The sequence below is a fragment of the Thalassospira sp. Z349TD_5 genome (assembly GCF_056173045.1).
Map to the genome: position 1 here is coordinate 1,845,536 of NZ_CM149654.1, position 23,045 is coordinate 1,868,580.

The 23,045-nt window shown below is 53.9% G+C and carries 19 protein-coding genes; 13 read left to right on the plus strand and 6 right to left on the minus strand.

Annotated features, from left to right (window positions below; genetic code table 11):
* Nucleotides 1–111 precede the first annotated feature (111 nt).
* From AC0VXT_RS08310 to AC0VXT_RS08330, 5 genes are all read left to right on the plus strand, one after another.
* Entirely contained in the window at nt 112–1,164 is a 1,053-nt protein-coding gene (locus AC0VXT_RS08310; RefSeq protein WP_475548265.1) for a TRAP transporter substrate-binding protein, read from the plus strand.
* 238 nt (nt 1,165–1,402) lie between these two features.
* A complete protein-coding gene (locus AC0VXT_RS08315; RefSeq protein ID WP_276651255.1) occupies nt 1,403–2,770 on the plus strand; it encodes a glutamine synthetase family protein in 1,368 nt (455 codons plus the stop codon).
* Nucleotides 2,771–2,846: 76 nt separating this feature from the next.
* A complete protein-coding gene (locus tag AC0VXT_RS08320) occupies nt 2,847–4,238 on the plus strand; it encodes an aldehyde dehydrogenase family protein (protein WP_475548266.1) in 1,392 nt (463 codons plus the stop codon).
* Between the two features lie 29 nt (nt 4,239–4,267).
* Nucleotides 4,268–5,437, plus strand: a complete 1,170-nt coding sequence (locus AC0VXT_RS08325; protein ID WP_475548267.1) for an iron-containing alcohol dehydrogenase — start codon at nt 4,268–4,270, stop codon at nt 5,435–5,437.
* 54 nt (nt 5,438–5,491) lie between these two features.
* Nucleotides 5,492–6,319 carry a type 1 glutamine amidotransferase gene (locus AC0VXT_RS08330; protein WP_475548268.1) on the plus strand — a complete coding sequence of 276 codons (828 nt, stop codon included), beginning with the start codon at nt 5,492–5,494 and terminating at the stop codon, nt 6,317–6,319.
* Nucleotides 6,320–6,330: 11 nt separating this feature from the next.
* On the opposite strand, the gene AC0VXT_RS08335 is transcribed toward AC0VXT_RS08330, so the two are convergent.
* Complete coding sequence (locus AC0VXT_RS08335; protein WP_475548269.1) at nt 6,331–6,822, minus strand: GNAT family N-acetyltransferase; 492 nt, start codon at nt 6,820–6,822, stop codon at nt 6,331–6,333.
* On the minus strand, nt 6,819–7,565 hold the full coding sequence (locus AC0VXT_RS08340) for a TenA family protein (RefSeq protein ID WP_475548270.1): 747 nt from the start codon (nt 7,563–7,565) through the stop codon (nt 6,819–6,821). Before AC0VXT_RS08340 ends, AC0VXT_RS08335 begins: the two co-directional genes overlap by 4 nt.
* Before the next feature lie 188 nt (nt 7,566–7,753).
* On the opposite strand from AC0VXT_RS08340, the gene AC0VXT_RS08345 reads away from it, so the two are divergent.
* From AC0VXT_RS08345 to AC0VXT_RS08355, 3 genes are all read left to right on the plus strand, one after another.
* Nucleotides 7,754–7,978, plus strand: a complete 225-nt coding sequence (locus tag AC0VXT_RS08345; RefSeq protein ID WP_475548271.1) for a YgaP family membrane protein — start codon at nt 7,754–7,756, stop codon at nt 7,976–7,978.
* 151 nt (nt 7,979–8,129) lie between these two features.
* Complete coding sequence (locus tag AC0VXT_RS08350) at nt 8,130–8,543, plus strand: protein tyrosine phosphatase family protein (RefSeq protein WP_475548272.1); 414 nt, start codon at nt 8,130–8,132, stop codon at nt 8,541–8,543.
* Nucleotides 8,544–8,656: 113 nt separating this feature from the next.
* Nucleotides 8,657–9,814 carry a GNAT family N-acetyltransferase/peptidase C39 family protein gene (locus AC0VXT_RS08355; protein ID WP_475548273.1) on the plus strand — a complete coding sequence of 386 codons (1,158 nt, stop codon included), beginning with the start codon at nt 8,657–8,659 and terminating at the stop codon, nt 9,812–9,814.
* A gap of 47 nt (nt 9,815–9,861) precedes the next feature.
* On the opposite strand, the gene AC0VXT_RS08360 is transcribed toward AC0VXT_RS08355, so the two are convergent.
* On the minus strand, nt 9,862–11,823 hold the full coding sequence (locus AC0VXT_RS08360) for a GNAT family N-acetyltransferase (protein ID WP_475548274.1): 1,962 nt from the start codon (nt 11,821–11,823) through the stop codon (nt 9,862–9,864).
* Nucleotides 11,824–12,130: 307 nt separating this feature from the next.
* On the opposite strand from AC0VXT_RS08360, the gene AC0VXT_RS08365 reads away from it, so the two are divergent.
* Genes AC0VXT_RS08365 through AC0VXT_RS08375 form a run of 3 tightly spaced genes read left to right on the plus strand, consistent with a single transcriptional unit; the run spans nt 12,131 to nt 18,601 of the window.
* Complete coding sequence (locus AC0VXT_RS08365; RefSeq protein WP_475548275.1) at nt 12,131–14,155, plus strand: autotransporter assembly complex protein TamA; 2,025 nt, start codon at nt 12,131–12,133, stop codon at nt 14,153–14,155.
* The gene (locus tag AC0VXT_RS08370) at nt 14,152–15,138 is read left to right on the plus strand and encodes an AsmA family protein (RefSeq protein WP_475548276.1); all 987 of its coding nucleotides are present in this window, start codon (nt 14,152–14,154) and stop codon (nt 15,136–15,138) included. Before AC0VXT_RS08365 ends, AC0VXT_RS08370 begins: the two co-directional genes overlap by 4 nt.
* Nucleotides 15,113–18,601, plus strand: coding sequence for a translocation/assembly module TamB domain-containing protein (locus AC0VXT_RS08375; RefSeq protein ID WP_475548277.1), 3,489 nt, complete (start codon nt 15,113–15,115; stop codon nt 18,599–18,601). The genes AC0VXT_RS08370 and AC0VXT_RS08375 overlap by 26 nt, the downstream gene beginning before the upstream one ends.
* Before the next feature lie 8 nt (nt 18,602–18,609).
* On the opposite strand, the gene AC0VXT_RS08380 is transcribed toward AC0VXT_RS08375, so the two are convergent.
* From AC0VXT_RS08380 to AC0VXT_RS08390, 3 genes are all read right to left on the minus strand, one after another.
* Nucleotides 18,610–19,584 carry a sugar kinase gene (locus AC0VXT_RS08380; RefSeq protein WP_475548278.1) on the minus strand — a complete coding sequence of 325 codons (975 nt, stop codon included), beginning with the start codon at nt 19,582–19,584 and terminating at the stop codon, nt 18,610–18,612.
* 41 nt (nt 19,585–19,625) lie between these two features.
* Entirely contained in the window at nt 19,626–20,510 is an 885-nt protein-coding gene (locus AC0VXT_RS08385; protein ID WP_430470406.1) for a MurR/RpiR family transcriptional regulator, read from the minus strand.
* 69 nt (nt 20,511–20,579) lie between these two features.
* Nucleotides 20,580–20,966 (minus strand): RidA family protein, encoded by a 387-nt coding sequence (locus AC0VXT_RS08390; RefSeq protein WP_475548279.1) that lies wholly within the window; start codon nt 20,964–20,966, stop codon nt 20,580–20,582.
* Nucleotides 20,967–21,174: 208 nt separating this feature from the next.
* On the opposite strand from AC0VXT_RS08390, the gene AC0VXT_RS08395 reads away from it, so the two are divergent.
* Both AC0VXT_RS08395 and AC0VXT_RS08400 read left to right on the plus strand, forming a co-directional pair.
* Nucleotides 21,175–21,696 carry a TRAP transporter small permease gene (locus AC0VXT_RS08395; protein WP_022732469.1) on the plus strand — a complete coding sequence of 174 codons (522 nt, stop codon included), beginning with the start codon at nt 21,175–21,177 and terminating at the stop codon, nt 21,694–21,696.
* Complete coding sequence (locus tag AC0VXT_RS08400) at nt 21,693–22,973, plus strand: TRAP transporter large permease (protein WP_022732468.1); 1,281 nt, start codon at nt 21,693–21,695, stop codon at nt 22,971–22,973. The genes AC0VXT_RS08395 and AC0VXT_RS08400 overlap by 4 nt, the downstream gene beginning before the upstream one ends.
* The last annotated feature ends 72 nt before the right edge of the window (nt 22,974–23,045 follow it).

The following is a 23,045-nucleotide window of genomic DNA, read 5'->3' on the forward strand; positions in this document are numbered from 1 at the left end:
TTCAGGGGAGGTTTTGATTTTCAAGAAGAGGAGGCGCTGTCGAGCCCGATTGACGGGCAGGGCAGTACAACAAGTGCGTTAACAAACTTCATCGATCAGGGAGATGATACAATGACGACGAGACGCGACTTTATGAAAAAAGCCGGTATTGTAACTGCTGCAGCCGGTACCACAGCGTTTGCTTCGCCTTACGTCAAGGCACAGAACGCAAAGATCACTTGGCGTTTGCAGACATATGCGGGCCCGGCACTGGGCGAGCATGTGATCAAACCGGCGATTGATGCCTTTAACAAGGTCGCCAATGGTGAAATGGAAATCGAGCTTTACTATGCCGATCAGCTGGTCCCGACCGGTGAACTTTTCCGTGCCATGCAGCGTGGTACCATTGATGCGGTTCAGTCAGACGATGACTCGATCGCAGCCCCGGTTGATGTTTCGGTCTTTGGCGGTTATTTCCCATTTGCCACCCGCTACAGCCTTGATGTTCCGGTCCTGTTTGAAGAATACGGCCTGAACGAAATCTGGGAAGAAGCATACGGCGAAGTTGAAGGCGTTAAGTGGCTTTCGGCTGGTTCGTGGGATCCTTGCCACTTTGCAACTGTTGAGCCAATCAACAGCCTTGCCGACCTGAAGGGCAAGCGCGTCTTTACCTTCCCGACGGCGGGTAAGTTCCTGTCACGTTTCGGGGTCGTTCCAGTGACGTTGCCATGGGAAGACATTGAGGTTGCAGTTCAGACCGGCGAGCTTGATGGCATCGCATGGTCAGGCATTACCGAGGATTACACGGTCGGTTGGGCAGATGTGACCAATTACTTCCTGACCAACAATATCTCCGGTGCCTGGTGTGGTTCGTTCTTTGCCAATGAAGAACGCTGGAATGAGCTTCCTGACCATTTGAAAGTGCTGTTTAAATTGTGCATGGACAGTTCCCACTATTATCGTCAGCACTGGTACTGGGGTGGCGAAGCCAAACTCCGTACACAGGGCACAAAGATGAAGCTGACCTCAATCCCGGACAGGGAATGGGCAACGGTTGAAGCCGAAGCACACAAGTTCTGGGACGAGATCGCACAGACCAGTCCGCGTTGCGCGAAGGTTGTCGATATCTTCAAGCAGTATGCTGCTGTGATGGAGAAGGCTGGTAAGCCGTATCGTTACAGCTAAGCCGATCAAATTGAGCGGGCAGGGCACCAGATGTTTTCGGATATTCGGTGCCCTGCATCTACTTGAATTTGAAGTATTTTTAAGTTGTAATAAATAATACAAAAAATCAAAATTTATGTATATTTGTCCGAAAATGTAATATATTTTTCGTTGAGAAAATCAAAAAAATGCGTCGAGAAAGCCAGGAAAAACGACCAATTTGACGTAATAACAAAGCCCAAATAACAGGAGGCCACCGATGCAGGCGCAAGATGTCAAAACCGCCGATGACGCACGAAAACTTATTCAGGAACGTGATATCAAATTCGTCAAAATCGGGGTGTTCGACGTCGATGGAATTATGCGCGGCAAATATATGCATCGCGATAAATTTTTGTCGGCTCTTGATTCCGGTTTTGCTTTTTGTGACGTGGTTCTGGGCTGGGATTCAAATGATCAGCTTTATGATAAATCGGAATTCACCGGCTGGCATACGGCCTATCCGGATGCACCGGTACGGGTGATCCCGGAAAGCTGCCGTGAATTACCGATGGAAGACGACACAATCCTGTTTCTGGGTGAGTTCGAAGGACGGGCGGAAACCGTTTGTCCGCGTGGAACGCTGCGCCGTGTCCTCGATAAGGCATCGAACATGGGATACGACGTCTCAGCCGCGTGCGAGTTCGAATTCTTCCTGTTTGAGGAAACGCCGCATTCCGTGCGGGAGAAAAACTATCGCAATCTGACCAACATCACACCGGGTTTCTATGGGTATTCGATGTTGCGCAATTCAGTGCACTCGGAATTCTATCGCGACCTGCTTGAACTTGGCGAAAGCATGGATTTCCCGATTGAGGGATTGCATACCGAAACCGGTCCGGGGGTTCTCGAAGCTGCGATCATGCATGACGAGGCCCTTATGGCTGCTGACAAGGCGGCACTTTTCAAGACCTTTACCAAGGTTTTGGCGCAACGGGCCGGTTGGATGGCAACCTTTATGGCAAAATGGTCGCCCGATTGGCCGGGACAGTCCGGGCATATGCATGTCTCAATTAAGGGCAAGGATGGCCGTGCTGCATTCTATGACGCCGATAAGCCCGACAACATGTCCGATGAAATGCGCTGGTTCCTTGGCGGGCAACAGAAACTGATGCCTGAGCTGCTGTCGATGGTGGCGTGCACGGTAAATAGTTATTCCCGTCTGGTTCCCGGTTTCTGGGCGCCAACAACGGCGACCTGGGGCGTTGAAAACCGTACAACGGCTCTTCGGGTCATTCCGGGGAGTGAAAAATCGCAGCGGGTTGAATATCGGATTGCTGCGGCGGACATAAACCCCTATATCGCGCTTTCAGCAGCGATTGGTTCAGGACTTTGGGGGATCGAGAACAAGGTGGAGCCGGGCGAAATGGTTGTCGGCAACGCCTATGAACAAGAATTCCCAGAAGACGTGACATTGCCAGCAACGCTTTTTGAGGCCGCCGGACGCCTGCGCAAGTCCGAAGCGGCAAAATCGTTGTTTGGCGAAGAATTCGTCACCCATTACGCCCAGTCACGCGAATGGGAAGAACGCGAGTTTCGCAAGGCGATCACCGATTGGGAATTGCAGCGTTATTTCGAAATTATTTGATCGGGACTGTCGAGTGGAACCAACCCTGTTGATACCTCGATCAAATCACTCATCACATCTTTAACTGTGAGGCACTATGTCTGAGAGTTTACGCACTATCTCGCCCGTTGACGGTTCGGTTTATGTCGAGCGCCCGCTTGCTGGTGCGACCGAGATCAATACCGCACTTGATGTTGCCCGGGCGGCGCAAGCCGAATGGCGCAGCGTACCAGTTGCAACCCGTCAGGAAATCCTGCGCAAGGCCGTTGCCGCCTTTGTCGCAAAGAAGGACGAAATTGCCGCAGAAATCAGTTGGCAAATGGGCCGTCCGATTTCCCAGGGTGCAGGCGAGGTTGCCGGTTTTAAAGAACGTGCCGATTACATGATCGACATCGCGCCCGAAGCCCTTGCCGATTATCATCCGGGCGAGAAGGACGGGTTCAACCGGTTTATCCGTCGTGAGGCACTTGGCGTTGTTGCAATCATCGCGCCCTGGAACTTCCCATACCTGACGGCGGTGAATGGTGTTGTACCGGCCTTGATGGCTGGTAATGCCGTGGTTCTGAAACATTCGCATCAAACCCCGCTGTGCGCAGAACGCTTTGCGCAGGCGTTTGAGGCCGCAGGCCTGCCCAAGGGACTGTTCCAGTATCTGCATCTTAGTCATGCCAATGCTGAAAAACTGATGGGTGATGTTCGCGTCGATTTTGTCAATTTCACCGGATCGGTGCCCGGTGGTCACGCCGTTCAGAAAGCCGTCGGCGGTAAATTCATCGCAACCGGCATGGAGCTGGGCGGTAAGGATCCTGCTTATATCCGTTCTGATGTCAATCTCGACCATGCTGTGGAAAACGTTATTGACGGTGCATTCTTTAACACCGGTCAATCTTGTTGCGGGATCGAACGTATTTACGCCCACGAAAGCGTCTTTGACGCGTTTGTCGAAAAGGCTGCTGATCTTGTTGGGCGGTACCGACTTGGCAGCCCGATTGATGCGGATACCAATCTTGGTCCGATGGTGCGTGCATCCTCGGCGGCATTTGTGCGCGGTCAGATTGCCGATGCCGTCCGTGACGGGGCAAAGGCCCTGATTGATCCGACAAAATTTGCCGCCAACGCAGAAGGGACGCCGTATCTGGCACCGCAGGTTCTGATCAATGTTGATCATTCGATGCGGGTGATGAGCGAAGAAAGTTTCGGTCCGGTTGTCGGCATCATGAAAGTCAAATCAGATGCAGAAGCCATTTCATTGATGAATGACAGCGAATTTGGTCTGACGGCGTCAATCTGGACAACAGATGAAGATGCGGCCCTGAGCATTGGTGATCAGCTTCAGACCGGGACGGTGTTTATGAACCGGGCGGATTATCTTGATCCTGCCCTTGCTTGGACCGGGGTTAAGAATTCAGGACGGGGATGTACGTTGTCGAAAGTCGGCTACGAGTTTCTTACCCGTCCTAAAAGCTTCCATCTGCGGACAAAGATTTAACGACGCCGATTGGCGCAAAGGATACAGACATGACGAAAAAGATTGTTGGAAACTGGAGCTTCCCGACCTCTGTTCGCTTTGGTCCGGGCCGTATTTCCGAACTGCCTGATGCCTGCAAGGCGACAGGCATGAAAAAGCCGCTTCTGATCACGGATGAGGGTCTTAAAGACCTGCCGATGGTGCGTGATGCGATTGCTGCAAATGAGGCTGCTGGAATTCCGACCGGCCTGTTTGCCGGGGTCAAGGGCAACCCTACGGGCAAGAACGTTGATGATGGTCTGGCTGTTTACCGGGCAGGGAACCACGACGGCGTCATCGCCTTTGGCGGTGGGTCGGGTCTTGATGCGGCCAAGGCCGTTGCCCTGATGGCCGGACAAACCCGTCCGATGTGGGATTTTGAGGATATCGGTGACTGGTGGACGCGTGCGGACCCAGACGGTATTGCGCCGATTATTGCCGTGCCGACAACATCGGGCACGGGGTCCGAGGTTGGCCGTGCCAGTGTGATCACCAAGGAAGACACCCACGAAAAGAAAATCATCTTCCATCCCAAAATGCTGCCAGCCATCGTTATTTCTGATCCCGAACTAACGGTTGGTCTGCCTGCGCATGTGACGGCAGCGACGGGTGTTGATGCCTTTGTGCATTGCTTTGAAGCGTATTGCGCGCCGGGCTATCACCCGATGGCCGAAGGTGTTGCACTTGAGGGCATGCGCCTGATCGCTGAGGCCTTGCCGCGTGCCTACGATAATGGAAGCGATATTGAAGCCCGTGCCGATATGCTGGCTGCGGCATCCATGGGGGCAACCGCGTTCCAAAAGGGGCTTGGCGGTGTTCATGCACTGGCCCATCCGGTCGGGGCGATTTTCGATACCCATCACGGTCTGACCAATGCGATTTTGCTGCCTTATGTCATGCAGGCCAACCGCCGCGCGATTGAAGAAAAATGCAAAGTCGTGTGTCGTCTTTTAGACCTTGCATCACCCGGTTTTGACACTTTGTTTGAATGGGTTATGGCGTTTCGTTCACGGTTGGGGGTGGTTAATACCCTGGCCGAAATCGGTGTTGATGTTGATCGCGCCGACGAAGTTGCCGTCAAGGCCAAGGGCGATCCGTCTGATGGTGGCAACCCGATTGAACTTTCGGTTGTTGACTATACGGCGATATTCCGCCGGGCCTGTGTCGGTGATCTTGGCTAGGGGCATCGCGTAAATGCGTCTTTTGCGGGATCAGGGTGTTGGAATGAGGGAAGCATGAAAATTTTAATTGTCGATGGCAATGTGCGTGCAGTGAACGAACTTAACCGTTCTCTGGGCGGAACACCATCTGGCGAGGGGTATGAAGCGGCCCTTAAGCACCTTGATCCCGATCTTGATATCACGATCATTCGTCCTGCTGATGACGGTCCCGACTGTTTGCCAAGCGGGGCAAAGCTTTCGGATTTTGATGGCATTGCCTGGACCGGATCGGCGCTGAACGCCTATATCGACGACGAAGCGGTGCTTAACCAGTTACCGCTTGCGAAATCGACGGTCGCCAGTGGTATTCCGGTATTTGGCAGTTGCTGGGGCATGCAGATCGTTGCGCGCGCGTTTGGCGGGCAGGTGCGTGCCATCCCCAAGGGGCGTGAAATTGGCATCGGGCGCATGATCCAATTGACCCCGGAAGGAGTCCGCCACCCGATGTATTTGGGAAAACCGGCGTGTTTTTCGGCCTTGACGGTTCATATGGACGAAGTGTCCGTTGCGCCCGAAGGGGCGGTTATTCTGGCGGGCAACGATTACAGCGATATTCAGGCGTTTGTCATGGAGAATGACGGGCTGCGATTCTGGGGTGTGCAATATCATCCGGAATATACGCTTGCCGAATTGGCGGCAATTTTCCGCCGTTATGGGCAGCGCCTGATTGATGCGGGTCTGTTTGCCGATCAGGGTGCACTTGATCGTATGGCAAACGACTGGGAGACCCTGCATAACCATCCCGGACGGGAAGATTTGGCGTGGCAATATGGCGTTGATGACAATGCGCGTCTTGCGGAGCGCCGTATGACCGAACTGGGCAATTGGCTGGCGTCAATCTGAGTTGGTTTAAGCTACTGTCGGGGCGACGGTGCGCGCAGGCGTTTTTCAACGGCGTAATTATGAATGGCAACGCCTGCGACTTCAAAGTCGCGCCGTTCGACGACCTTAAATCCCTTTTTCAGCAGGAAGCTTTTGGCGAGTTCGCTGGCTTCGCAATACATCTTGCCAAGATTGTCGGCGATGGCCTTGGCCTCGATCGCGTCATAAAGGGTGGAGACGACACCGGTCCCGGCAACGCAAGGATCCGCATAAAGAAAATGGATGTGACCATCTGCTTCGAGATCGCCAAACGCGACGACTGTGTCGTCTGATGTGACGGCCACAAATCCGTTACGTCCATCGTTCATCAATTCGGTCAATCGGTCCGCATCAGGGGTAAGCTTTGCCCAGATGACGACTTGCTCGGGGTGATAGCGAAGTTTGCCAAGTTCGGTCACAGCACGAAGATAAATCGCCGTCATCTGTGGCGCGTCACTGTCTTTGAACCGGCGAATGGTCGTCATTCCTGTGGTCCCCACGCGGTATCGAAGAAAGCGACTTCAAGCGATGTCGCGCGGCGGAAATGATCAAGGCATTGCGCGCGGTCATCGGCCGATAGGTCCGGGCCACACTGATCAAGCTGATCGTTTAGATAGGCAATCACACTTTCGAAATACGCACCGATGTGAAGATCGAGCCATTCGGAATACCAAAAGTCATCCGGGCGTTTGACGATGGCCGTGTTGACCCGGTCTGCCCAACCAAGATAGGTGCCTTCGGCAACTGCCAAAACTGCAAGCATGTTGGTGTAGCTGTTGCTGTTTGTTGCATCGGTCATCAGCTGTTTGAAGGCTTTGGTTGCGGGCCAGTCGGGTTGATTTTCGCGGTCCGCGTCTGAAACGCCAAGCGCGTCAAATGATCGTTCGAAATAGGTGTTTTCAGCACCGGTCAACAGGGCAAGGAACTGACACCCCGGAATGCGGTCTTTTAGCGTTGGCGCACGGGAAACTGCGGCAGCGAGCAGGGCGACAAACCGGTCAATAAAACGATGATCCTGAATAAGGTAATTTTTCAGGTTGGCGCCGGGCAGGGCACCGTCACCCCAGGCATCGGTAAACGGATGGTGTGTTACCCGTTTCCAGTCATCACAGACCGATGCTTTCAGCCAGTCGGAAAATGTGCCCGATGGATGACTTTCCTGCCAAACCGGAAAGTCATCAGCGGGTTCAATTTTAGGTGCAGGTTGCGTCGCGGCGAGGGTGCTCATGTATCGGATTTCCCATTCAAGTTTCTTGTCTTTTGGCACGTGGGGGGCATCGCGACAAGATACTGGCAGCGTAATTCCGTTGTCGTCACAGGTTTTCGCACCACATTGCGCCATGTCAATGTATTCCATTATTTTATGATGTAATGGTTTTGTGGTGTTTTACCAGTATCTGTTGACGAGGAAGAACCATGAAAAATATTGGTGGGTTGGATCGTATCTTTCGGATTGTTCTTGGGCTTGCACTTTTGGCCGTGCCGTTCGTGATGGTTAAAGCCGATGATGCGACCGTTGCGTTCGGGGCTTATGGCTGGCTGATGGTTGCCGCCGGGGTTGTGATGCTGGTGACGGCAGTATTCCGGTTTTGCCCGATGTATCGCGTTTTGGGGATACGGACCTGTTCGACGCGGATGTAATCGGCGGAAAATGAGGTCAGACATCCGGTAGATATCTAGCGGACGGACATCGAGGAAGATGGGTTTTGTCTGTATTTTTCCCGCAGGCAGTTGCCATAGCCGCCAGATAATGGCATCGGTTATAGCAACTGCTGTAAGGGGACAGACAAAAATGAAACGCTTGAGTGATGAGCTGACCGTATCGCCGCAATTGCCAATCGAGGCCATTGACGAGATTGCCAAAGCCGGTTTCAAAACCGTCATTTGCAATCGCCCGGATGACGAAGACCCGGGGCAGCCATCGTTTGCGGAAATTGCCGCGAAGGCAGAAGCTGCGGGTATGAAAGCGATTTTTCAGCCCGTCGCCAGCGGCAATGTTGCCGATGCTGATGCCGATGCGTTTGCCGCCAATCTTGCCGCGGCAGCAAAGCCGGTATTTGCCTATTGCCGCAGTGGCACGCGTTGCACGATCCTGTGGTCTTTGGCCAGTGCGGGTAAGCTGCCGATGCAAGACATCATCAAATCAGCGTCAGATGCCGGATATGATATGTCGCCGTTGGTCCCACGCATTTCCGCACGCGGCTGAGTGTTGGGTGCTTGCATGAAGTGCTGCATAGCATAAACGCGCGGCACGCTTACCGAAATTGCACTATTGCATTTAAACGTTTCGTGTCGATATGACGCCGTGACATGCTTTGAATGTCGTGGGTGCGCAATGCAGGTGTGATTTTGGGCCAACTTGATGACAGCCAGATCGGGTTTCGATTGGCACATGACGGGGATCTTGATGCCCTGTGTGACATTGAAAACCGTTCCTTTGACATTGACCGACTAAGCCGCCGGGCGTTCAAACGCTTTATCGGTAGTGAAACCGCACGTCTGCGCGTTGCCGAATGTAGCGGTGCTGTTGTTGGCTATGCCTTGGTGGTTTTTCGTAGCAACGTAGCGTTGGCCCGGCTTTATTCGATGGCGGTCGATCCGAACTTTCGCCAAAAAGGCATTGGGCGCGCGCTTGTGGGGCAGGCAGAAGAGCTTAGCCTTGATTTCGGTGCGCCGATTTTGCGACTTGAGGTCAGTCAAGGCAACGCGGTTGCCATCGCGCTGTTTCACGGTGCCGGTTACCGTGAATTTGCACTGTATCCTGATTATTATCCCGATCATACCGATGCTCTGCGCATGGAAAGGGTGCTCGTCCCCCAATCGATGCGCCTGCCATCGCCGATCCATTTTTATCACCAGACCCTGCCATTCACCTGTGGTCCGGCATCCTTGATGATGGCGATGAATGCGCTTGATCCATTGGTTGAAATGGACAGGAGCCTTGAAATCGCATTGTGGCGCGAAGCCACCACCATTTTCATGACCTCAGGTCATGGCGGCTGTGGTCCGCTGGGATTGGCATTGGCGGCAGATCGACGCGGGTTTAACGTCGAGGTTTTGCGCAGCCGCGATGGGCCGCTTTTTGTTGATTCCGTGCGCAAAGCCAAAAGCCGCGAAGTGGTCGAACTGGTGCATTATGATTTTGCCCGTCAGATCGAACAGGCAGGCATTCCCGTATCTGTTGGTGCGTTTGGCGTGACCGAGATCGAAAACCGCATGCGTAACGGCCAGATGGCGCTGGTCCTGATCAGCCAGTACCGCATTTACGGCGATAAAATTCCCCACTGGGTGGTGGTGTCGGGGTTTGATGACCGGTTTGTCTATGTCACCGATCCTGATATTGGCGATGATCATGACCCGTTTAACGGCAGTGATTGCCTGTCATTTCCGATCCTGCGCCATGAGTTTGATCTGATGGCACGCTATGGCCGCGATAAAGTCCAGGCGGCGGTATTTGTTAGCAAAAAGGCCGGGTGATCCGCGCTTTTGATCCCCGACCTTTGATTTGTCTGCACGCCGCGTGATTAAGGACGGGCGATCTTGCCCAGAAGATGGGCGATGATGCGGCGATACAGCTCCATCCCAAGCACGGCATCCTCAACCCCGCCATCGATGTTGGGGTTGTCATTGACCTCAATCACCATCGGACCGTTTGGGGTTTCTTTCATATCGACACCATAAAGCCCGTCGCCCATCAACCGTGCGGCGGCAAGGGCGGTTGTGACGATGTCTTCGGGTGCGTCTTCAATGGCGACGGTTTCGAACCCGCCTTCTTCGTAACTTTTACCGTCGTCTTCATGTTTGACGATCTGCCAGTGACCCGGCGCCATGAAATAGCGGCTGGCAAAGATCGCTTCGCCGCCCAGAACACCAATGCGCCAGTCAAAGGTGGTTTCGACATATTCCTGAATGACCAGAAGTTCGGAATTCTTGAACATATCGCTGGCAACTTCGGCCAGATGTTCGGGTGATTTCACCTTGCGCACGCCGCGTGAAAAACATCCGTCGGGCACTTTCAGAACCGACGGGAAGCTAAACTGCTGACCGATTTCACCAATGCGGCGTTTATCGAAAATCGCACTTTTCGGCGCCGGAATGCGGTGCGTGCGCAGCAATTCGGCCAGATAAACCTTGTTGGTACAGCGCAGCATCGAGTCCGGATCATCAATCACCGGGATGCCTTCCTTTACCGCGCGTTTGGCAAAGCGATAGGTGTGATGATCAAGGGCGGTGGTTTCGCGGATCAGAAGCGCATCAAATTCTGACAGATGATGGAAATCCTTTGCCGTGATCAATTCGGCGCGCGCGCCAAGGTCGGCGGTGGCCTGTATGAAAAGGGCAATGGCGTCCTTGTCTGATGGCGGCATGACTTCGTCGGGGTCGTGCAAGATAGCGACCAGGGCGGTGGGTTGGGTGACGTTGCCCTGTTTGCGCACGCGTCCACGCAAATAGGCGCGCAAGGCGGCTTCGAATGCGGTCATATGGCTGCTGTTAAGCTGGCTTAGCGATGGGGCTTCTATTTCGCGTAAAGAGGCTTTGCCATCTTTATTGTTCAGATGCAGCCGCAGGATCGGGCAGCGGAACTGATCAAAGGCCCGTAGGGCGATGTGGCGAAACCGTTTGTCGGTGCTGCGCCCGAAATAGACATCAACATAGGTCGGATGATCGCCCGGTTTTGTCAGCGCCTCGGTAATTTGCGGGCCAAGATCATTGCGTGCGGCCTTTTGCAGGCGTTTCCAGTTGAGGTCCAGCAAAACATCGGCTTCTGGGATCACGCGTTCAGCGCGGGCCGCGGCCAGCAGGCTGCAATAATAACCACGCGACAGATATTCATAGGACCGGCACAGGTTGATCACACGGCGGTTGCGCACCCCGTGATCAAGGGCGAGATAATCGCGCACCCGCATGACGCGCGCGCCCGAAACGGCAAAGGGGATGTCAGACAGCCGATCAACAAGGATGAGCGGTGCACCGGTTGAAACCGCAGGCGATTTTTCGGCAATGACATCATAAAGGTCATGCTGCAAACGGATGCCATCGGCACCATCTTCATAATATCCGGGCAGGTCGGAAACTTTTTGATATCCATGGCGTTCATAAAGGCCACGGGCGGTATCGTTTTCGATGCGTACTTCAAGGCGAATGCGAAGACAGCCGGCTTCGATGGCAAGGTTTTCCATCCCGGCCAGAAGTTGCGTGCCCAGACCGATGCCCCGCCAGTCTTTGGAAATTGCCAGTGAATATATCCGTGCTGTTATCGAATTTTCGCGCAACAACAACAAACCGTAGCCGACAACGTTGGGATGTTCGCCGTCCCCTGCGTCCGCGACAAGAAGACGCGCCGAGCTACGGCGCAGAAAACGCAAAAAGGATGCACGTGTGATACCATCACTTGTGAAATTCGCTGTCTCAAGTGCGCAAAGCCCGTCAATATCGGTAGGCATGGCATTACGAAGAATGACTGCATTGGACTGTGTCGATGTCACGAGATGGATCTCCTGCAATTGGGGGCACGCTGCATCGTGCATTCAACCCCCGGTACGCTCAATGTATTTTTCTGACAAGTGCGATTATGGGTCATTGCCATGCCATTTTTACATGCGAGTTGGCACAGCTGGTCCTCGACCTGTAGAGTAATTGAAAATATGGTGTTTTCAGATAACTGCTTTAAAAGTTGTTCTGATCCCAAGACGCGCCATCGCCGTAAATGATAGCAAACCAAAAGACTGTTATCGGTCAAAATAACGGCCCCCAAAGGCCCGGTTGGAACGAAGCAAAAGGATACGACGTTTTTTGACAGACTGCATGTTCCACAACTTCCGGTCTTATGGCCGACGTGTTGCATTTGTACCGCTTTTAATGGCGGGAACGTTGCTTGCAGGCTGTTCGTCGGATGAGGGCGCTGTGGGGTTTGGCTTTGGCGAGGATGAGGCCGTTCAGCAGAACGATCTCCGTTCGACCATTCCCTATGAAGTGGAACTTACCGGTATTGATCCGCAAGAAGAACAATTGATCGCAAGTCTGAATGGGGCCAGTACCGCACGGCGTTTGCAGTCGCGCCCGACTGCGTCACGTGCGGGTCTTCAACGCCGTGCCGAAGATGACATTGAACGGTTTCAGGCTGTATTGCGTTCAAAGGGTTTCTATGAGGCCCAGGTCACCTTTGACATTACCGAAAAAGTATCAACTGATCCGGTCGATCCCCAATCGCCAGACGCCGAAGATGGGTCTGAAAACGCATCGGAAAACCCGACAGAAAACAAAAACGGCGATATTGACGCCAGTGCTGCGGGCAGTGAACAGGCCAAAGGTGCCGATGCACCAACACCGCTTGTTCTGAGCTATCAGATTGATGTCGGAACACCTTACCTGATCGAGGCGGTTGATCTTAAAACAACTTATCCCGACAAGGTGATCGAGCGCGCAGCAACCGATGCCGAACTTGAAGCAACCCATTTGCAAATCGGGCAGCGCGCCACGGCGGAACCTATTATTTTAGCCGAACAGTATGGCGTTGATTTACTGCGTAGCCGCGGATACCCGTTGGCTAAGGCAGGGAAACGCACCGTCATGGCCGACACCGCCAATAAGACAATTTCCGTAACATATGCATTTGATGCCGGAGCCGAGGCCAATTTCGGCGCAGTCAAAGTCAATGGTGCAGAGGAAGTCGATGCCGACTTCATCGCCGGTTACCGGAGTTGGGGGGCGGGCGAAAAATACGATCCCGAACAGGTCAGAACCACGCGACGCGATCTTGCGCAGTCCAACCTGTTTGACAGCGTCATCGTCAAGCCAGTTGGCCCCATCAGTGACAGCGGCGAAATTCCCGTTAACATCACAGTGGTTGAACGCAAACACCGTTCGATCGGTGGTGGTGTTAACTTTTCAACCGCCGACGGGCCGGGGGCCAATGCGTTTTGGGAACATCGTAACCTGTTTGGTGCGGGCGAAAAATTGCGGTTAGGGGTTGAGGCATCTGGTCAGGAGCAGGGGCTCACCGCAGAATTTCGCAAACCGCAGTTCCTGCGTCGTCGTCAGGCCCTTGTGGCCGAGGGCAATGCCAAGAACCATGATACTGATGCGTATCAGGGGGAACTGGTCGACAGCTTTGTCGGTGTCGAACGCAGGCTGGGTGAAAACTGGTCGGGGACATTTGGCTTCACAGCGGAATATTCAGACCTGACCGGTGCGGATTCCCCCAATGAGCAATTCTATCTGGGCGGTTTGCGCGGCATTTTAAAGCATGACAATACCGACAACCCGCTTGACCCGACCGAGGGTAACCGTCTTGAACTTAATGTATCGCCCTATGTCGGGTTGACCGATACCGACACCAGCTTTACGTCCGTTTCACTGGGCGGGTCGCAATATTTGTCGATTGATGATGACGGTGATTATGTCATGGCAGCCCGTGCACGCACGGGTACCATCATTGGTGAAGAACGCGGCAATTTACCGTCGAACAAACGGTTCTATTCCGGGGGTGGTGGTTCGATCCGGGGCTATGAGTATCAAAAGGTCGGGCCGCTTGCCGATGATGGCGATCCGGTTGGTGGGCGTTCTGTGCTGGAAGTCGGGTTTGAATTTCGCGCGCGCATTACCGAAAGTTTTGGCATCGTGCCGTTTATCGAAGGCGGCAATGTGTATGAAAGCAACAATCCTGACGACATTTCGTTGCTGTGGGCGACTGGGCTTGGTTTCCGCTATTACACGGCAGTCGGGCCGTTGCGTTTTGACGTCGCCGTGCCACTTGATAAACGTGAAAATGTTGATGACGATTATCAGTTCTACATCAGTCTGGGGCAGGCATTTTGACCAAGTCTGATCCCTTGTCCCCACGTCCCACCCAGCCCGCCGCATCGAAACACCCGTTGATAAAGTGGGTGCGCCGAAGTGCGATGGCATTGGGTGCGTTCATCGTGCTTTTGCTGGTGATCATTGGTGTTGCCGGTACCGGACCAGTGTTGCGTGCGATCACACCAATGATCAATGAAACAGTTGCTGCGGCCACGGACAGCCAGTTTGAGCTTGGCCGGGTCGAAGGCAGCATCTGGACCGGATTGCAGATCGACAGCCTTTTAATGGCCCGCGACGTCGATGGTTTCCATCTTGAACTTAGTAACGGTGTCTTTGACTGGTCGCCCCTGGCCCTTCTGACGGGGCGGTTACAGATCGACCGGGTGTCAATGGCGCGCACCAGCGTGATCCTGCCAGATGGAACAGCACCATCCGAACCCGAAGAAGAAACCGACGAAGAAAGTTCCGGGTTTTCGCTGCCGCTTGAGATCGGGCTGGATGAACTGGCCCTTGATGAGATCGCGATTGTTGATCCGGTATCGGGCAAAAGCTTTTTGTATGAACTGCATGCCAGTGCGGCGGTGGGACGTAATCTTTCGGCCAAGGCGAAACTTGATTTAACCCCGCTTGATGGTGGTGCGGACCGGTTGGCAGTCGATCTGGATTTTGATGGTCCAGACCAGAAACTTCGTGCCGACATTGACGGTAAGATTGACCGCGAAGGCCTTGTCATGACACTTGCCGGGCTGGAACCGGAAAGTGCAGCTGACATAACGATATTGCTTAAGGGGGCGGGGCCTGCGGGCGACTGGAAGGGTAATATTGACCTGTCGGCCAGTGGTTATGCGACCCTTCGCGGTGATGTTGGTGTGCAGCTGTCGTCGGATGCGGTTGGTTTTGGCTTTGATGGCGGGTTGGAGCCACTTGAACTGATTTCTGATCAATTGCCCGAGCAAGTGCGCAAGGTGATCGAGCTTGGCATTTCCGGGGCGTTCGTTTGACCTTGAAAATGACCATCTTTCGTTTGACCGTCTGGCTGTTGAAATGCCCGGTGCGTTGGATGTGTCGGGTACGGCGGATATCGATCTTGCCGAAAGTCAGGTTGCGGCAAAAATATCGGCCAATGTCGATCCTGTTTTATCGTCCCTGATCGATGATCAGGTCCGCTGGGGGATGCTTAATGTTGATCTTGCCGCCAAGGGTGGTTTTGATCTGCCCGACGTGCAGCTTTCGATTAATGGACGCGATATAGAAACGCCAGTTTCGACCATTGCTGGACTTTCGGCCCGTGCCGATCTTGCACCTGTATCTGGCGAGATTATTGGCGATGATGATCTTGCGGCATCGGTTACGGTGACCACCGAAGGCCATGTTTGGCAGGATGATAGTCTTGGTGCGATTGTCGGGGACAATCAGTCTCTGTCGCTTGAAAGTGTGATTTCATCGGACTTTGCCACGATCAACTTGGATCAGTTGTTGCTTGAAACGCCCGCGATGACGGTGCGGGGGCAGGCAATGCTTGATGATGCCATGGTTGTGTCTGATGCGGGGCTGACGTTTGATGTGGCAGATCTTTCGATCTTTGGGCCTATTTCCGGGCTTGATTTATCCGGGCAGGGGCAAGTTTCCCTGTCGGACATAAAATGGTCGATGGAAAATGGTGGCGGTTTTGACGTTGCGGTCAATGGCACGCAAACCGGATTTGGCATTTCTGATCTTGATCGGATTGTTGGCCCGTCGCCGACCCTTGCCGGATCGGTTGCGATCAGCCCGGCATTTGATATGGCCATTGACCTCAATCAGGTTCAAGCCGCCACAGTGACAGGGGCGGCAAAGGTCGATCTGACTGAAACATTTGGTCAAATGGCCATCGACGCCAATCTTGATATTGCACCGGGAACCGTGCCGCCGGGGATCGGGGTTGCGATTGCACCGGCGAAATTGACCATCGCACTTTATGGCCCGACCAGTGCACCCGCCGGGCTGATTAACCTTAGCACCGCCAAGGTCGATGCGGCGGGGCAGGTTCTTGAAAACGTCAAGCTTGTCAGCAAGATGGGATGGTCGGCGCAATCGGTGTTGTCACTGACGAATACGGTCAAATTCAACCGCGCGAATGCCAAATATGATCTTGCGGCCAATGTTGTTCTGCCAAGTGACGCATTGCGGGTTGAGGGCATTTTCCTGCGCGGGGAGCATATTGACCTTCGCGGGGACATCACCCTGCCTGAATACGCCGTGCCGATGCAGGGCAAATTTGCACTATCGAAACTTGATGCGGTGATGCTGTCTGATTTTGGTGTGCCCTTTACCAATGGTGCAATGACAGCCGACATCGCGCTGGTGCCTGACGGTACACAGCAAACCGTCAATGTGACGGCGACGACCAAGGGGCTGCGTCTGGAGGCTGCACCGGGTGAAGACCCGATCAGGGTCGATCATATCAATCTTGCCGCAGACGTTACCAATGCGTTTGAGGCCCCCGTAATCAGTGCGACCGTTGAAGGCAAAGATATCTTTGCCAGTGACGTTGCGATCAATGACGTGACGGTTGGGGCTGATGGTGGGCTGGACGCGCTTGATGTGTCGCTTAAGACCCGTGGCACATGGCAAGCCAACGTGCCGTTTTCAGTTGATGCGCTTACCAAGCTTGGTCTTGGTGATGATCTGCGTGTGGATGCCAGCAAATTTGATGTCTTTATCGCAGACCAGAAAGTTGCCTTGCGTGAACCATTAAGCTTTGTTCAGAAAAGCGATGGTACCCAGCAGCTTGATGCCGATATCACGGTTGGCAGCGGTCAGTTGCGTGCGGTTCTTGACCACAAGGCAAAGCAGATGATTTCTGCTGATGTCACGCTTGAGGGTGTTGATCTTGGCCCGTGGGGGGCGATTGCCGGGTTTGATGGCCTTGACGGGACTGCGAACCTTGCGGCCATGCTGCGTGAAAAGCCGGGTGAGACGCCAACTGCGTCGGTCAAAGGTCAAATTGACGGCATTACTGCCAAGGCGGCCAAGGGGCTCAAGCCGCTTGAAATGGATTTGGACGTCAGCCTTAAAGATGCCGAGCTTTCCGGTGCCGCATCTCTGGGCAATGCCGATGAGCAGATACTGAAAGCCAATGGGAAGGTGCCTTTGGCGATTTCAATCCTTGAGCAGGAATTTAGTCCCGATATGTCGGCACCTGTTGTCGGATCGGTGCGCCTTGACGGTGAGATTGCGGAATTCTGGCCTTATGTCCCGGCGCCTGATCATGATCTTTCGGGCAACATCAAGCTGGCCCTTGATGTCAGTGGGCGTCTTGATGACATCGCGTGGAAAGGTGACATCAAGCTTGCCGATGGTGCGTATGAAAACCTTGAATACGGCACCATTATTGATGGGCTGACATTCAGCGGTGACTTTGACCAGACCGGGCTTTCAATCCCGTCGATAACCGCGACCGATGGTGGTTCGGGGACACTTGATGGGTCGGTTGATCTGGCCCTTAACCAAGGATCAATGGTCAAATACGATGTCGGCCTTAAGCTCCGTAATATGGCGCTGTCGCGCAAAGATGAGCTGCAATTCTGGGCCGATGTTGACACATCTGTCACGGGCACCGAAGGCGGGGCGGACATCAAAAGCACCGTGACGCTTCAGCGCGGTGAGGTGGACTTGAGCCTTGCCTTGCCTGAATCGGTTCCAAGCCTTGATGTTGCCAACCTTCCGGGCGCACAGGAAGAAGCAAAAGCCAAAAAAGAACAGGAAGCAAAAGGCGGCTTTGTCGGCAATCTTGATGTAACGGTAAACATCCCCGCACGACTTTTTGTCCGCGGTAAGGGGCTTGATTCCGAATGGGGCGGCACGCTTGATATCTCAGGCACAACCAATGATCCGCGCATTGTCGGCAAATTGTCAGCGTTGCGCGGGCAGCTTGATATCATTGGCAAAACATTCGTGATCAAGGATTCGAGCATCACGTTTGCCGGCGCATCCCCGCCTGATCCGATGCTCGACATCAAGGGGGTCTATACAACGTCCGAGCTTGAAGTCACCGCAGGTTTTCAGGGGCCAGCAAGTGACCCTGAACTCGTGCTGACGTCTAATCCGTCCTTGCCGGAAGATGAAATTCTGTCTCAAGTCCTGTTTGGTAAGTCGCAAGGCAGCCTGAGTGCTGTTGAGGCCGTCCAGCTTGCCAGTGCGTTAAATGAATTGTCGGGCGGTGGCGGCGGCCTTGATGTGGTCGGCAGTGTGCGCCGGTTTATTGGTGCCGATGTTTTACAGGTCGGTGGCGGTGAAGACGGGCCGGAGGTCAAGGTTGGCAAGTATCTGACCGACGGGGTCTATGTCGGCACCAAGGCCGGTTCAACTCCGGGATCAAGCGGGGTCGAAGTCGAAATTGAAATCACCCCGAACATCAGTGTGACCAGCGAAACCACCGAGATTGATAGTACGGCTGGTATTCAATACAGGCTTGATTATTAAGGTGGGGCTTAGGCGAGGGTAAGGTCGCTGATGTCAACCAATGCCCCGTGGCGGCCAATGATCCGGCCGGCCACTTGTTGTGCAATTACAATGGCCTGTGGGGTTGTCTTTCCGTGTGACTTTGCGCCAAGGAATGCCCCGTTAAACGAATCCCCGGCTGAAGTGGTATCGACAATGTCGGTGATAACGGGGGGCGTGATCGATCCGGTGTCGCCGGTTTGGGTTGCATAGAATGTCGGATCACCGCCCGACTTTACGATGACTTCCGAAGCCCCGGCAGCCAGCCAGCGTTTGGCGGTATTGGTCGGGGATGCGTCACCAAACAGGGCCGCATCATCATCAAATGTCGGCAGAACCGTGTGGCATAGCGGGGCAATCGCCGTATAGGCGGCAATGGCGGTTTGGCTATCAGACCAAAGACGCGGGCGGTGATTGGTATCGAAATAAACCTTGCCACCCTGATCGGCGAAATCAGCCACCAGCTTGATCATTTTTGTCCGATCTGACTCCGACAGGATCGCCAGCGTAATTCCCGAAAGATAGATGCCGTCCAATTGTGGAAAGGCGGTTCTGATTTTATCGTCATGACCATCAGACAGCATTTGTTTGGCCGCAGCATGTGCGCGCCAGTACGAAAAGCTGCGTTCGCCATGGGCATCGGTCTGAATGGCATAAAGGCCGGGCAAGGCACCGTCAATCTGGCGCACGAGGTCGGTTCCAATACCGTCTTGCTGCCATGCGTGCAGCATCGCGTTGCTGTAGGGGTCTGTGCCCAATGCCGTGATGTAGGATGCCATGTTAGCGCTAACATCGTTGGTGTTCTGCGCTTTGCCATCAGCAAGAAGACGCGCTGTCCGCGCCATATATGTCGCAGCGTTTAAGGTATCCCCGGCAAAGCCAAGCTGTGCGGCGCCAAAAATCGCATCGGGTTTTGAGCCCGACAGTTCGATCATGCATTCACCGATAAAGGCAATATGGGACATTGGGGGAACCTTTGATGCTGGATACGGATGTGCGTGGTGGCTTAGTCGCCAATCGGCTGACGGCCCGTTGGTGGATTGATGGTTAACAGGGACGAGCGGATGCGGCGCAGCTTTTCCTTGGCCTGATTGGGCATGCGGCGCGCAACGGCGGTGGCAATCACATCAATCGTTGCCAGAAATGCATGGCGGGTGGCGGTCGGTTTATAGATATCGGGGTTTTCGGGCATATCAATCGCCACCACCAGATCGCTTTCGGCCGCAAGGGGGCTGTCGGGATGGGTCAGCGATATGACCTTGGCACCATATTGCCGAGCAATGGCTGCAGAATGGATCAGCTCGGTCGGTCGGCCGCTGGTGGAAATGGCAAAAATCACATCCTCCGGGCCAAGGGTGGACGCCAGCATGCGCTGTAAATAGCCATCACTTTGCGATTGTGCGGGGATACCCAGCCGAAAAAAACGGTTGGCGGCATCAAAGGCCACAGTTGTCGAACCGCCCCCGACGCCCAAAAAGGCAATCTGTCGGGCCTTGACCAGAATGTCGGCGGCCTGATCAACCTGATCGGACGAAATCTGATCACGTAGCAGGCGGAGGTTATCAATGATCACGCCAAGAACGTGGTTTGATAAAACATCGGCAGCGGTCGTATCGTCCGAGATATCCTCGGACGTTAGATATTGCATGCTGACGGCCAAATTTTGCGCCAGCTGCATTTTGAAATCGCGAAACCCGTCACAGCCCAATGTACGACAAAACCGGATTACGGTTGGTTCGCTTACACCAACATTTTCGGCAAGCTCCGAAAGGGCAATGGTGGTCACCGCTTCGAGATGCTCGCTGACATAATCGGCAACCTGTTGTTCGCGGTTGGGGAATTTCCCCGATTGACTGCGCAACAGACTGATGATGTCGGCTGTTGGTTGCATGGGTCTTGTCCGGTACTGTTCAAAGGACGGGCAGGGGTGCCATTAACGGCACCCCCTTGGGAAGTATCACTATTCAGGCTTATAAGCGATAGCTTCAATTTCAATCTTGGCATCGACCATCATCTGCGATTGTACTGTGGAGCGTGCAGGGCGCTCGCCCGGGAAGAACTCGGCATAGACGCGGTTGAACGTCCAAAAATCGCGTGTATCGGCCAGCCAGACATTCATTTTAAACACATCATCAAGCGTACACCCGGCAAGGGCCAAGGTCGCCTTGACGTTTTCCATGGTCAGACGGGTCTGATCTTCGATGCCGCCATATTCGATTTCGCCATTTTCTTTCATGGCAACCTGACCGGAAATATAGACGTAGTCGCCTGCACGAACAGCAGGTGAAAATGGCAGCTTCTGTCCACCGGCACCGCTGCGTTCATTGCCGTAATGTTTGATCGCCATGGATAATCTCCCTGTTGTGGCTGGTGGGGGCGATTGAAAACGACGCCCATCTAAAAATGTAGTTTAACTACCTAAATCAGCTTTTTAGGAAGGTCAATAGTGGAAAAATCGCTCGATACATGTCAAAAATATGTAGACAAGCTACAAAATGATACTCAGTATGTAGAAAAATTACATAAAAGATTCATCAGCGGAGAGTTTGGCGAAGATGGCATTACGCCGTGTTGAAACAGCAGCAGCAACCATGAGCCGGTCTTTGAACTGGGTCGTCGAACGCGTCATCGCGGTTTTGATGTTGACCCTTGTTCTCGATGTCTGGCTTGGCGTTATTGATCGATATATCTTTCATTGGCAGTTGCCGTGGCCCGAAGAGCTGGCGCGCTATTTGATGATCTGGTCGGCCTTACTGGCGATATCGGCCGGGATCGCACGGCGCGAACACATCGGCATTGGCATGGTCGTTTTAAGTCTGCCGATGCCACTACAGCGATCCATCCTGTTTCTGGTCGATTTGATCGCATTGTCGGCATTTTTGTATCTGGCGATTTACGGATTTGATTTTGCCATGGGCGGCATGAGCCGACAGGCCATGATTTTTGGCATGTCCCTGGCGCTGCCTTATGCGGCTGTGCCGGTGGCGTCATTGCTGGCGGCCATTCAGCTTTTGCTTGTTGCCTTGCGCGATCAGGGCCGCTTCGTTCCGATTGATATTGCGGAGGGCGCAGAATGATCGTCGCCATTATTTTTGTTGTCCTGATGGTTTTGGGCATGCCGATTGGCTTTGCCCTTGGTGTCGCCGGTGTTGCGGGCCTGTTTGATATGGGCGGGGGGATTTTCTTATCCCAGGGTCCAAGCAAGGTTTTCAACGGTCTGAACGTGTTTCCGTTCCTTGCCATGCCGTTCTTTATTCTGGCCGGTGAGATCATGAACCATATCGGCATCACCAGCCGGTTGGTGTTGTTTGCGCAAGCACTTGTCGGGCATCTGCGCGGTGGCCTTGCGCATACCAATATGCTGGCGTCTGTGTTCTTTGCCGGATTGACCGGGGCGGCAACCGCCGATGCGGCCGCCTTTGGCAAAACCCTTGTGCCGGCCATGGTCGAACGCGGATATCGCCGTGATTATGCCTGTGCGGTGACGGCAGCAGGATCGATCATTGGTCCGACCATTCCACCATCGGGTTTGATGGTTGTGTATGGGTCGTTGATGGGGGTTTCGATTGGCGGGCTGTTTGCGGCAGGTATTTTGCCCGGGCTTATGATTTGCCTGATTTGCATGACCGTGATTGCCGTGACGGCACGGTCCAAGAACCTGCCAAAAAATGAACGCCGGGCGTCGCTTTTGGAAGTCTGGAAGATTTTCAAATCATCGATCACAGCGCTGATCATGCCGTTGATTATCCTTGGCGGTATTTTGGGCGGGATCGTCACCCCGACCGAGGCGGCGTCCGTCGCGGTTGCATACGCCTTATTTATCGGTGTGTTCATCTACCGGGCCCTGACATTCAATGCCTTCTTCAGGATGCTGATCAGAACGGCGCGTGTGACCGGGGTGATCTTTGTCATCATTGCCTTTGCATCGATCCTTGGCTGGTGGCTGAGCTTTAACCGCATCCCGCAAGAAGTCGCGAACATGGTTCTGGGCGTTTCGGACAACCGGTACATCGTCATTTTCATGATCGTTGGCATGCTGCTGATGATCGGCATGGTGATGGATATCAACGCGATATTGATCATTCTCGCCCCGGTTCTGGTGCCACTGACCATGCAGATCGGGATGGATCCGATCCATGCCGGGATCATCTTTGTTCTGGCGCTCAATATCTCACTGATGACGCCGCCCGTCGGGGCCTGCTTGTTTGTGCTGTCATCGGTCACGGGTGAAAAACTTGAAAAAATCGCTGCGCAGCTTTGGCCATTTTTGCTGGCCGAACTGGGTGTGCTGTTCCTGTTTGCCTTTTGGTCGGACTTGGCCCTTGCGATACCGCGATTGCTGGGTTTCCGCTAAGCACGGGGCATCGAAATAGCCCCCGGTCAGGTCCGGGCCGGGGTGCGACATGAACCAACAATCGGACACCAT